Here is a 12516-nt window from a genome sequence, read left to right on the forward strand (position 1 = left end):
CCACCCCTGTCATTCCGGGGCTTCGCGCAGCGAAGAACCCGGAACCCACGACTGGGCGAGACCTTCCAAACGCATGATCACAAGCTTTCACCCGGTCGTGGGTTCCGGGTTCGTGCCTGCGGCACGCCCCGGAATGACAAAGGGCGAGGCGGCGACATGACCTCCGCGATGCTCGTCTCCATCCTGATGACCCTGATCGCGGCCTCGACGCCGCTGCTACTGGCCGCGCTGGGCGAGCTCATCGCCGAAAAGGCGGGTGTGCTCAATCTCGGGGTCGAAGGCATGATGCTCTGCGGCGCCGTCGCGGGCTTCGCCGTTGCCTTCTCGACCGGCAGCACCGGCATCGGCCTCGTCGCGGCCGCCTTCGCCGGCGTCGCCGCCTCGATGATCTTCGCCGTTCTCGCGCTCTCGCTGATGGCCAATCAGGTCGCGACGGGGCTGGCGCTAACGATCTTCGGCATCGGCGCGTCGTCGCTGATCGGGGCGGGCTTCGTCGGGCGCACGATCGCGCGGCTCCAGCCGGTCTTTCCGGCGGCGTTGTCGGAGCATCCGATCCTGCGCGTGATCTTCGGCCACGACATCCTCGTCTATCTCTCGCTCGCCCTCGTCGCAGGGGTGAGCTGGTTCCTGCGCCGGACGCGGCCGGGGCTGATCCTGCGCGCCGTCGGCGAGAACGATGCCTCAGCCCATGCGATCGGCTATCCCGTCGTCGCCATCCGCTACGCTGCCGTCGCCTTCGGCGGTGCGCTGGCGGGGCTCGGCGGCGCCTATTTCTCGCTGGCGCTGACACCGATGTGGGCGGACCGCCTGACCGCCGGACGCGGCTGGATCGCGCTGGCGCTGGTCGTGTTCTCGGCCTGGAGGCCGGGTCGCCTGCTGCTCGGGGCCTATCTCTTCGGCGCCGTGATGACGCTCGAATTGCAGCTCAAGGCCGCCGGCGTCACCTGGCTCGCGCCGGAGGTGCTGGCGATGGCCCCCTACCTTGCGACCATTGCAGTTCTGACCATGATGTCGCTAGGACGGAAGACCGGCCGGCTCGACGCGCCCGCCTGCCTCGGCAAACCCTTCTCGGCGTCCTGACGCCGCAACTTACAACGGGGAGTTCTCGTAATGACCAGCATCATCACCCGCCGCCGGCTGACCTTCGGTGCGGCAGCCGCCTCCACCTTGCCGATCCTCGGCCGCGGCGCCTCGGCGCAGGCCCCGCTCGGCGTCGGCTTCGTCTATGTCGGCCCGATCGGCGACCACGGCTACACCTGGACGCATAATCAGGGCCGGCTCGCGCTGGAGAAGGAATACGGCGCCAAGATCAAGACGAGCTTCATCGAGAACGTCGCCGAGGGGCCGGACGCGGCGCGCGCCATCCGCCAGCTCGCCCAGGCCGGCAACCAGCTGATCTTCACGACTTCCTTCGGCTTCATGAACCCGACGATCCAGGTCGCCAAGCAGTTCCCGAAGATTTATTTCGAGCACGCCACCGGCTATATGCGCGCCGAGAACGTCGCGACCTACGATGCGCGCTTCTACGAGGGCCGCGCCGTGATCGGCACCATCGCCGGCCATATGTCGAAGACCGGCCAGGCGGGCTATGTCGCCTCCTTCCCGATCCCGGAAGTGGTGATGGGCATCAACGCCTTCCACCTCGCCGCCCGCAAGGTGAACCCGAACTTCAAGACCAAGGTCGTGTGGTGCTCGACCTGGTACGACCCCGCCAAGGAAGCCGACGCCGCCAAGGCGCTGATCGATCAGGGCGCCGACATGATCACCCAGCACACCGATTCCGCCGCCCCGCTCCAGGCGGCCGAGCAGCGCGGCGTCTTCGCCTTCGGCCAGGCCTCGGACATGAAGTCCTTCGCGCCGAAGGCCCATCTCTCGGCCATCGTCGACGACTGGTCGGGCTACTACATCAAGCGCGTCAAGGACGTGATGGACGGCAACTGGAAGAGCGGCGCCGTCTGGCACGGGCTCAAGGACGGCATGGTCAAGATCGCGCCGTATAACGACGCCGTCACGCCCGCCGCCCGCGCCGCCGCCGACGAGGTCACCAAGGGCATCATCGCCGGCACGCTCCATCCGTTCACCGGCGAGCTCAAGGACCAGAAGGGCGTGGTGCGCCTCAAGGCCGGTGAAAAGGCCAGCGACGAGATGCTCTCGAAGATGGACTGGTACGTCGACGGCATCCAGGCCTGATCTTCACGCCTTCGCTGCGGCGGCTCCCCGAGCCGCCGCAGCGATTCGCCGCCCCCGGCGCCTGACGAATGGTCAATTCGACCGCAGAAGCCTGTCATGGCTCTAAATCGGGCTCGTTCCCGCCTAAATCCGATGGAACGAAGCCGTTTCCTGTGCGTATCTACCGCCGCGGGCATCGTCTTTCCGCGTTAGCCGTGGCAACTGCGTGAGTTGCGCGCCGCGAATGGCACCCATGTGTCGCGGTCGCTCGTGTCGGAAACGGGCATGAACGGCCGTCATCCTGCACGCGACGCCTGAACCACCTTCTCAAGGAGGAATTCATGACCAAGAACGAACTGATCGCCGCCATCGCCGACGAGACCGGCAAGACCAAGGCCGACGTCTCGGCCATCCTGGCCTCGCTCGGCGCGACCGTCGCCAAGACCCTGAAGAAGGGCGACGACGTCACTCTCGGCGGCATCGGCAAGCTCTCTGCTGCCAAGCGTGAAGCCCGCGAGGCCCGCAACCCCTCGACCGGCGCAACCATCAAGGTGCCCGCCAAGACCGTCGTGAAGTTCAAGGTCACCAAGGACCTCGCCGACGCGGTGGCGTAAGGCCATCATCGGGATCGAGCGGCGTTCGCGCCTGAAACGCGGACGCTGCTTGACCCGGCGCCCCATGCCCACACATTAGCGGCATGTTCCTTCGCCTCTTCACCGATCTGCGCGCCGCCAAGGTCCCCGTGACCCTGCGCGAATATCTGACGCTGCTCGAAGGGGTGGAGGCCGATCTCGCCGAGCACCGCGTCGACGAGTTCTATTATCTCGCCCGCGCCACGCTGGTGAAGGACGAGCGCCATCTCGACAAGTTCGACCGCGTCTTCGCCCAGGTCTTCAAGGGCATGGAGACGCTGCAGCAGGCGATCGAGGAATCCGGCATTCCCGAGGAATGGCTGCGCAAGCTCGCCGAAAAATTCCTGACCGACGAAGAGAAGGCCCAGATCGATGCGATGGGCTGGGAGAAGCTCTGGGAGACGCTGAAGCAGCGCCTGGAAGAGCAGAAGGGCCGCCATCAGGGCGGCAATAAATGGATCGGCACCGCCGGCACCTCGCCCTATGGCGCCTATGGCTACAATCCCGAAGGCATCCGCATCGGCCAGGACAAGAACCGTAATTTCCGCGCGGTGAAGGTCTGGGACAAGCGTGAGTTCAAGGATTTCGACGATACGCGCGAGCTCGGCGTGCGCAACATGCGGATCGCGCTTCGGCGCCTGCGCCGCTTCGCCCGCACCGGCGCAGCCGAAGAACTCGACCTCGACACCACGATTTCAGAGACGGCCAAGCACGGTTATCTCGACGTCCAGCTTCGGCCCGAGCGCCGCAACGCCGTGAAGGTGCTGCTCTTCCTCGATGTCGGCGGGTCGATGGACTGGCATATCGAGCTGGCCGAGGAGCTGTTCTCGGCGGCACGGGCCGAGTTCAAGCATTTCGAGCATTTCTACTTCCACAACTGCCCTTATGAGCGGGTCTGGAAGGAGAACCGTCGGCGCCACGACCAGCAGATCGCGACCTGGGACGTGCTCCGGACCTACCCCTCCGACTATCGCCTCGTCTTCATCGGCGACGCCTCGATGAGCCCCTACGAGATCGCAATGCCCGGCGGCTCGGTCGAGCATTGGAACGAGGAAGCCGGCGAGGTCTGGATGGAGCGATTGGCGACCAAATTCCCGAAATCCGTCTGGCTCAACCCCGTGCAGCAAAACCTCTGGAACTACACCCAGTCGATCCGCCAGATCGGCGGCCTGATGGGCGGGCGCATGTTCCCGCTGACGCTCGACGGGCTCGATGGCGCGATGAAGGTTCTGGCGCGGTGATCAATACTGTCATGAACGAAGACGACGACGGCCCTGCCCCGAGCTGGCGCCAGCGCCCGAAGCCCGTCGGCTTCGAGATCGCCTACAAGCTGGAGGGCGACACGCTCGAGGTCGACCGGACCCGCCGGGTCGACAGCATCCGCTTGAGCGCGGTCGAGCAGGTGCGCTTCGTCTATGCGCCCGGCAACATCTCGTCGAAGGGTTACAAGACGCAGCTCCGGCTCAGCGACGGCCGGACCGTGACCTTCGGCAACCTGTCCTGGCGCTCACTGACCGATCTCGACCGCGACGACCCGCGCTATCACCGCTTCGTCACTGCGCTGTCGGCGGCGATCGCGCGGGCCAATCCCAAAGCCCGCTTCATCGCCGGCCGGCCGAAGCCGATCTGGCTCGGCGTCGCCGCAGTCGGTGCACTCTCGCTCCTGATGCTGACGGCCTTCACGCTGCGCGCCTTCCAGCAGGGCGCGACCAATGCCGGCCTGCTCGGCGTGCTGCTGATTGCCGCCTCGTTCTGGCAGGTCTGGCCTCTGGTCAGCCTCAACCGGCCGCGCGAACTAGCGACCGGCGAGGTGCCCGACAGCCTCGTCCCGGGCGGGACGGGCTGAGGATCAGCGGACGACCAGCACCGAGCATTTTGCCCGGCGCACGATGGCCGAGGCGTTCGAGCCGATGACATAGGCCAGCATGCCGGGCTCGTGCGAGCCGATGACGATGAGGTCGATGCCGCCGGCGTCGGCCTCCGCCAGCACCTCGCCATGGACGGAGCCGATCAGCACCTTGGCCGAGACCTGCTCGGCCGGGAGATCGATCTTCGCCGCGATCTCGGCGAGCTTCGCCTCGGCGTCCTCCTGCTGCTCGGTATCGAAATCCGCCGGCACGAATTCCATATAGGTGATCGGAATGAGCGAGCGGACATAAACAAGCCGTACTCGTCCACCCGAAATCTTGGCGAAGGATACGGCTGCCGCGATCGCCGGCTGGGCGAGTTCGGCCTCGGCGAGATCTACGGGGACCATGATCGATCTGTACATCGCATCCTCCTAGGCTAGTTATGCAACCACTATGAAGTTTGCCAGTAAGCGCGCCATGATCCAGCGCAAAATGCGGGATGCGGCGCAGCGACGCGCTCCTTCCCGTATCCTCGGCCTTTCCGTCATTGCGAGCGCAGCGACGAAGCAATGACGTGAAAGCCGTCGGAAAGCGCTTCAGCCCTGGCGCGCCGGGGTACGGACGACGAGCCCATCGAGGTCGTCGCGGATGCGGATCTGGCAGGAGAGGCGCGAGCTGGGGCGGACATCGAAGGCGAAGTCCAGCATGTCCTCTTCCATATGCTCGGCAGGGCCGACGGCCGCGGTCCAGGCATCGTCGACATAGACATGGCAGGTCGCGCAAGCGCAGGCGCCGCCGCATTCCGCCTCGATGCCGGGGATCGCGTTGCGGATTGCCGTCTCCATCACGGTCGAGCCGGTTTCGGCCTCGACGGTGCGGCTCTCGCCCTGAGCGTCGATGAAGGTGATATTGGGCATGAAGGACTCCGGCGGCGCGATGACGGCCTCCGCTTAGAGCATTTCAAAGCGGCACGGAACGGGGTTTCGCGCCGCAGCCCCCTGCTCAGGCGGCGCAATCGAAGCGCGCGATGACCGCCCTCGCCTCGGCCGCAGCCAGGGCGAGCGCATCGAGCGCGCTCTCGCTCGCCTTCTGCTCCGGCCCGGCAAGGCCCTCCTCGATCCGGTCGGCCGCCTCGGCGACCTGCCAGGCACCGACGGCGCGGGCCGCGCCCTTCAGGGTGTGGGCCGCATCCATCCGCGCCTGCCGGTCCGCGCTGCCGTGGATGGCGCGCAGATGGACGACACATTGCTGGGCGAAAAGCGTGAGCAATTCGCGCTCAAGCTCATGATCTCCGGCGGTCTGGCGAGAAAGATAGGCGAAATCGATGGCCTTCTCGGTCATGTCGGGAACTCTTGGAAACTGGTCATCAAATGGCCGCATCGGCCGGTCTCTTGCCCTTCAGGAAGCGCCCGGATGGTAAACGAGGCGTTAACGACGTTTGTGAATCGCGCAGTCAAATGGGTTTCCAAGGGTCCAGGGGTCCACTACCCTTCCAATTGGTAAATGATGGGCGCAGTGTCTCCGTTCACCCGGCCAGAGGCGGCATGGGGCGGCGGAGATCACCGTATGCGCCCATGTTCAGTAGCGTGGCGAGGCGGCAACGATGAATCGACCCAAGAAGCTCCAGGACCCCACTGAAGCTGCGATGTCGGCGATCGAAGAGGCGCTGCGCCTTGACCAGCCCAAGGACGGCACTGACACGCCTGTCGAGACCGAGCCCCGGCTGCCCACGACCAGCGAGAACGACCTGAAGCTCGAACTGCCGCGCGTCGAGCCGGCCCCGGCGTCGCCTCCGCCGGTTCCTGCTGCCCCCGCCCAGCAGCAGCCTGCGCCGCCGCGCGCCGCGATCGCGCCCGATACCAGCCGCGTCGCCAATGACGACCGCCGGGATTCCAGCTCGCTCGTCCAGGCCTTCGCCGTGCGCCCCTCAAGCAGGCCCTACTGGTTCGCCGCGCTCGCCTCGCTCGCCTGGCTCGGTGGCGCCGCCTTCGTCCTGCTCGGCCGCTACGGCTCGTTCAGCAACGGCCTGCCCGAGCCCGTCGCCAGCTTCGGCATCGGCGAATGGACCTTGCTCGCGCTCTCGATCGGCGCGCCGGTCGTGTTCTTCTTCGTCCTGGCGGCGCTCTATCGCCGCACCCAGGAAATGCGCCTGATCTCGCGCGCCATGACCGAGGTCGCGCTGCGTCTGGCCGAGCCCGAGGTCGCTGGGGCGGATTCCGTCCTCTCCCTCAGCCAGACCATCCGCCGCGAGGTCGCCGCCATGGGCGACGGCATCGAACGCGCAGTCGCACGCGCCGGCGAGCTTGAAACCATCGTCCGCGGCGAGATTTCGACGCTGGAGCGCGCCTATGCAGACAACGAGATCCGCCTGCGCTCACTGATCGACGAGCTTGTCACCCAGCGCGAGGCCGTGGTCGGCAATGCCGAGCGCGTCAAGCTCGCCATCAGCGGCGCCCATGACGGGCTCGCCAAAGATCTCGACAGCGCCAGCCGCACCATCGCGGAAGCTGTCTCGCAGGCCGGCGACCGCGTCACCGGCTCGCTCGGCGCCAAGGGCGACCAGATCACGCAGGCGCTCGGCCGCGCCGGCGAGAAGATGATCGAGGAGATCAGCGGCCGCAGCCACGACCTCGTCGAGCGCCTGCAGATCACCTCCGGCGAAGTCTCCGAGCGCCTGGCCGGCGCCAGCGGCAACCTGTCGGACATGCTCGACGGCCGCGCCAAGGAAATCGCGAGTTCGCTGGAGCGCACCGGAGCCGTCCTCACCGAGGGCCTGACCACCGGCGCCCAGGACGTCACCCGCGCCATCAGCGAGACCGGCAACCAGGTCGCCGAAACCCTCACCGGCCGCGTCGAGACGGTCAACGAACTGCTCAAGAACACCGGCGAGACCCTCGCTCGCGACATCTCGGCGCGCGGCACGGAAGCGGCCGAGCGCTTCGAGGTCAGCAGCCGCAACATGGTCGCGCTGATCGAGAGCCAGAGCGAGGCCCTGCAGGCGCGCCTGGCGGAATCCGGCGAAGCCCTGCGCAGCGCCCTCTCCGACGAGGGCGAGAGCGTCACGACGCGCCTCGCCGAGGTCGGGCGCGGGGTCAACAGCCTGCTCAACCGCCAGAACGAAGCCATCGCCAACCGCCTCACCGAGGTCGGCGAGAGCGTCCACGGCCTCATCGGCACGCATGGCGACACGCTGGTCAATCGCCTCAACGACACCGCCCGTACCGTCGACGACGTGCTGCGCGAGCGCAGCGAAGCGATCATCCTGCGCGTCAACGACGCCAGCCAGTCCCTCAGCGAGTCCGTCGCGCAGCATGGCGACACCCTCACCGGCCGCATCACCGATGTCGCGGGCCAGGTGAACGGGCTCTTCACCGAGCAGGGCAGCAAGCTCGTCGACCGCCTCAACGAAACCGGCCAGACCGTCCATACCCTGCTCGACCAGCAGGCCGAGAAGCTCGTCGACCGCGTCTCCAGCGCCGGCAGCGAGCTCGCCGACCTCGTCGGCCAGCAGAGCGACAGCGTCGTCGGCCGCGTGTCGGAGGCCAGCACCGAGCTGGCCCGCGTCCTGGCGGAGCGCAGCGAAGCAGCCGTCGCCAGCGTCTCCGGCGCCAGCAACGACCTTGCCCGCCTGATGGGCGAACAGAGCGACGCGACCGTCGCGCGCGTCTCCAATGCCGGCGTCGATGTCGCCAAGCTCCTCTCGGAGCGTAGCGAAGCCCTGGTCGCCAGTGTCTCCGGCGCGGTCAACACCGTCGAAACCCGCCTGCGCGACGAAAGCGAACTGCTCGTCAGCCGCCTGACTCAGGCCGGGCAGGATGTCAGCGCCGTCGTCGGCAGCGAGAGCGAACGCCTGATCTCCGGCCTCTCCGATACCGGCATGCGCGTCAGCGCCCTGCTCGAGGAGCAGGCCGGCGCGATGACCGTGAAGGTTTCGCAGGCCGGACTCGAGATCAAGGACCTGCTCGGCAGCGAGAGCCAAGCGCTGGCCAGCCGCGTCGCCGATGTCGGCCGCTCGGTGCACGGCATCCTGGCGGAGCGCTCGAACGCGCTGATCACCCGCCTCGCCGAGACCGGCGCCGGCATCGACCAGCAGCTCGACGAGCGCGGCGCCGTTCTGGCGTCCCGCATCACCGGCAGCATCGAAGCTGCCCAGAATGCGCTCGAACAGCAGCAGACGGGCTTCCTCGCCAGCATCAGCGAGACCGGGGAGAAGGTCGGCGCCTTGCTCGGCGAGCAGCGCGAGACGATGGTGCGCGATCTCGTCGACACTGGCCGCGAGGTCCACACCCTGCTCGGCGAGCAGAGCGAGGATCTGGCACGCCGCATGACCGAGGCGACCCGTACCCTCACCGAGACGATCAATGTCGACGGTCGCCATGTCGCCGACCGCGTCTCCGAAGCGACGCAAGGGTTGCGCGACACCTTCACCGTCCATGCCGAGGAGGCGCGCACCATGCTTGCCGGCACCGGCCGCGAGATCGTGCTGGCGCTGACCCAGCAGGGCGGGCGTGTCAACGAGGCGCTCTCGGCCAATGCCGAGTCGATGCTGCGTTCGGTCGAAGGCCGTGCGCAGGCGCTGAACGAGGCACTGGCTCTGCGCCACGATGCGCTGACCAAGCTCTTCGACGAGCGCGGGCACGAGATCGAGGCCGCGCTCGGCGGGCGTCTTGCAGCGTTCTCGACGCTGTTCGATACGCAGGGCCGCGACGTCGAGACCGCGCTCGCCGCGCGCCTTGGCGCGTTCGAGGACCTCATCGTCGTCCAGGGCGGCATGCTGACCGCCAAGATCTCCGGCGATGCGCAACAGCTCACGGCCGCGCTCCATACCGGCATCGCGCAGGTCGAGAAGCTGATCTCCGAAGACAGCGTCATGCTGGCTGACAAGGCCGGAACGCGCGCGCTGGAAGCAGCCGAGCTCCTCGCCAACCGCACCCGCGAGGCGGCGGAGGCGATGGAGAGCCAGATCAAGCTGTTCGAAGACCGCTCGGGCACCAAGAGCGCCGAGATCGCCGGCACGCTCGACAGCCTGATCGCCCGCATCGACGGCAGCCTCGGCTCGCGCGCCACAGCCCTCAACGAGGCGCTGGTCGAGCGCACGGTCGACATCGCCCGCGTGCTGGCCGAAGGCGGACGCGAGGTTACCAAGGCGCTTGCCGCCAAGGCCGACGAGATCGGCGAGGTCGTCACCTCCAAGAGCGAGTCGCTCACCCGCACGCTCAGCGACAAGGCCGACACGATCAACGCGACGCTCGGCGGCCGCGCCCTCCAGATCGCCGACACGCTCGACCAGAGCGTCGCGCGCTTCGAGGAGCGCGTCGTCGGCCGGCTCGACACGGTGTCTCACACCCTCGACACGCGCGGCGACGAGATCGCCGCCACGCTGCAGGGTCGTTCGGAGGCCATCGCTACGGTGCTGGCCGAGCGGGCGCAGGAATTGCGCGCGCTGTTCGACGACCAGGGCGGCGGCATGGTCTCGGCGCTCGCCGGCCAGAGCGAGGCGATCGCCGCCGCACTCACCGAGCGCGCCGAGCAGCTGCGCACGCTGTTCGACGATCGCGGGCTCGGCATCGTCGCGGCGCTCGGCCGTCGCGGCGACGCCATCTCGGGTGCGCTCGATCAGCGCGCCGAGCAACTGCGCGCGATCTTCGAGGGCCAGGGCGCCGGCATCGTCACGGCGTTGGAACGCCAGGGCACGGCGATCGCCAATTCGCTGGACGAGCGGACCGATGCCATGCGCGCCGCGTTCGACGCCAAGGGCCACGGCCTCATCGAGCTCATCGGCCGCCAGGGCGAGACCCTCACCCAGTCACTCGACGAGCGGGTGGAGACCCTGCGCGCCGTGTTCGACGCCAAGGGCAACGGTGCCGTCGAGGCGCTGAACGAGCGCGGCGAGGCTCTCGCCGCCGAGTTCGCCACGGTCGGCGAGACGGTGGTGCGCGCGCTCGAAAGCCGCGGCAACGCCATCGTCGCCGGCCTGCGCGATCGCGGCGCGGTCATCGCCAACGCGGTCGAGGCTTCGTCCAACGCGCTGCGCGAGACGCTCGAGGCCGGTTCGCGCCAGTCGATCGAGGCGCTGGTCGGCACCAACGAGCAGCTGCGCGAGGAGCTCGGCGGCATGCTCGGACGCCTCGGCGAGGCCAACAAGCTGATGCAGCAGATCGTCAACGGCGCGAACAAGAACCTCGCCGCCGTCGAGAACAGCCTGTCGACCCGCGTCGGCGAATTGCAGACTGTGATCGGCACCGTGATGGCGGAGGCCGGCTCGGCCTCGCAGCAGGTCACGGCGCAGATCGCCGAGCTGAAGAGCTTCTCGGAAGGCACGCTGCGCGAGACGACCGCGCTGATCGGCCAGCTCGACGATCGCGGCACGTCCCTCAATGACGTGACGCAGGCCAGCAGCGCGGCGCTCAACGCCGTCGCCGGCCGACTGGAGCAGATCGAGGGCCGCGTCGGCAAGGCGCTGGCCGAGCGCCGCGATGCGCTGGAGCAGCTGCACGGGCTGATCGCCAACCGCACCGACGATGTCGAGTCGATCACCCGCTCCTTCGCCGCGCTGATCGACGACTCGCTCAGCACGGCCGAAGCGCGCGCCCGCCAGATCGGCACTGTCCTGTCCGACTCGGCGGAATCGACGACCAACGCGATCGCCCAGCAATTCGAGACGATCCGCTCGGCCACCGGCCAGGAGCGCGAGCGCACGGCGGAAGCCCTGCGCGCGGCCTATGCCCAGGTCTCGACCGAGATCGGCGGCGAGATCACCAAGGTGACCGAGCGCTTCCAGAAGGCGGCGCAGGACATGCGCGGCATCACCGGCGACATCCAGCGCGAGCTGGAAGCCACCCGCGCCGAACTGAAGCGCGGCGTGCTCGAACTGCCGGCGGAAGCCCAGGAATCGACCTCGGCCATGCGCCGGGTCGTGGCCGAGCAGATCAAGGCACTGAACGATCTCACCGAGATCGTGACGCGGTCCGGCCGCCGCGGCGACGTTTCGCTGCCGATCGACCATGTCGCCAGCCGGCGCCCAGTCGCGGCTGCAGCCGCCCCTGCCCCGGTTGCCCCGGCACGGCCCGCCCAGGCGTTCACGCCGGCTCCGCAGCCTGCGCCCGTCGCGGAGGAGCCGCTGCTGCGGCCGTCCATCGATGCGGCGAGCGAGCCCGCGCAACCCGCCGTGCCGCGCGCGACCGTCCGGATCGAGACCGCGACCGCGCCGACCCGCCCGGCCACGGTGCAGGAGGCCCCGCGCCGCCAGCCGGAGCCGGCCCAGCAGCAGCCGGCGAAGGCTGGCTGGCTCTCGGACCTGCTGACCCGCGCCTCGCGCGAGGACAAGCAGCCGGAGCCGAGCAAGCCGACGTCCCATTCGATCGAGAAGCTCGACTCGCTCTCCGTCGACATCGCGCGGATGATCGACCATGACGCGGCCGTGGAACTGTGGGATCGCTACAAGCGCGGCGAGCGCAACGTCTTCACCCGCCGGCTCTACACGCTGCAGGGCCAGCAGACCTTCGACGAGATGCGCCGCAAGTATCGCCGCGACGCCGAATTCAAGGATACGGTCGACCGCTATATCGAGGAGTTCGAGCGCCTGCTCGGCGAAGCCGCCAAGGACGACCGCGACTCGATGGTGGCCAAGACCTACCTGACCTCGGAGACCGGCAAGGTCTACACGATGCTGGCCCATGCCAGCGGGCGCTTCGAGTAAGCACGCAGCTTCCAGCAACTGAGACGCGAAAGGCCGCCCGAGAGGGCGGCCTTTCCGTTACAGGTTGCTGCACCGGGGCCGGCTACGTGCCTAGGGCGCGCTGATTTCCCATGGTAACTCGGGTCATCCCGGCCGGAGCGAAGCGAAGAGCCGGGATCCATGCCTG

At 68.1% G+C, this 12516-nt stretch carries 9 protein-coding genes; 6 read left to right on the plus strand and 3 right to left on the minus strand.

Translation table 11 applies throughout. The features are described 5' to 3' along the window. Window positions 1–156: 156 nt before the first annotated feature. The 5 genes from AC6RIC_RS19295 to AC6RIC_RS19315 all read left to right on the plus strand — a co-directional run bounded on the left by AC6RIC_RS19295 (window position 157) and on the right by AC6RIC_RS19315 (window position 4647). Entirely contained in the window at window positions 157–1080 is a 924-nt protein-coding gene (locus tag AC6RIC_RS19295) for an ABC transporter permease (RefSeq protein WP_499733536.1), read from the plus strand. A gap of 30 nt (window positions 1081–1110) precedes the next feature. Continuing rightward, the gene (locus tag AC6RIC_RS19300) at window positions 1111–2190 is read left to right on the plus strand and encodes a BMP family ABC transporter substrate-binding protein (protein WP_454657711.1); all 1080 of its coding nucleotides are present in this window, start codon (window positions 1111–1113) and stop codon (window positions 2188–2190) included. 320 nt (window positions 2191–2510) lie between these two features. Continuing rightward, complete coding sequence (locus AC6RIC_RS19305) at window positions 2511–2783, plus strand: HU family DNA-binding protein (protein WP_055730639.1); 273 nt, start codon at window positions 2511–2513, stop codon at window positions 2781–2783. A gap of 83 nt (window positions 2784–2866) precedes the next feature. Beyond that, entirely contained in the window at window positions 2867–4042 is a 1176-nt protein-coding gene (locus AC6RIC_RS19310; protein ID WP_454657712.1) for a vWA domain-containing protein, read from the plus strand. 11 nt (window positions 4043–4053) lie between these two features. Further along, the gene (locus AC6RIC_RS19315; RefSeq protein WP_499733537.1) at window positions 4054–4647 is read left to right on the plus strand and encodes a hypothetical protein; all 594 of its coding nucleotides are present in this window, start codon (window positions 4054–4056) and stop codon (window positions 4645–4647) included. Window positions 4648–4650: 3 nt separating this feature from the next. On the opposite strand, the gene AC6RIC_RS19320 is transcribed toward AC6RIC_RS19315, so the two are convergent. From AC6RIC_RS19320 to AC6RIC_RS19330, 3 genes are all read right to left on the minus strand, one after another. After that, window positions 4651–5073, minus strand: a complete 423-nt coding sequence (locus AC6RIC_RS19320) for a universal stress protein (RefSeq protein ID WP_454657714.1) — start codon at window positions 5071–5073, stop codon at window positions 4651–4653. 174 nt (window positions 5074–5247) lie between these two features. Next, a complete protein-coding gene (locus tag AC6RIC_RS19325; RefSeq protein ID WP_454657715.1) occupies window positions 5248–5568 on the minus strand; it encodes a 2Fe-2S iron-sulfur cluster-binding protein in 321 nt (106 codons plus the stop codon). Between the two features lie 85 nt (window positions 5569–5653). Next, on the minus strand, window positions 5654–5992 hold the full coding sequence (locus AC6RIC_RS19330) for an Hpt domain-containing protein (protein ID WP_499733538.1): 339 nt from the start codon (window positions 5990–5992) through the stop codon (window positions 5654–5656). A 262-nt stretch (window positions 5993–6254) separates the two neighbouring features. Between AC6RIC_RS19330 and AC6RIC_RS19335 the strand changes: the two genes are divergently transcribed. Continuing rightward, window positions 6255–12350, plus strand: a complete 6096-nt coding sequence (locus tag AC6RIC_RS19335) for an apolipoprotein A-IV repeat region-like domain-containing protein (protein WP_499733539.1) — start codon at window positions 6255–6257, stop codon at window positions 12348–12350. Window positions 12351–12516 lie beyond the last annotated feature (166 nt).

It is taken from the genome of Allobosea sp. TBD101 (assembly GCF_059817965.1).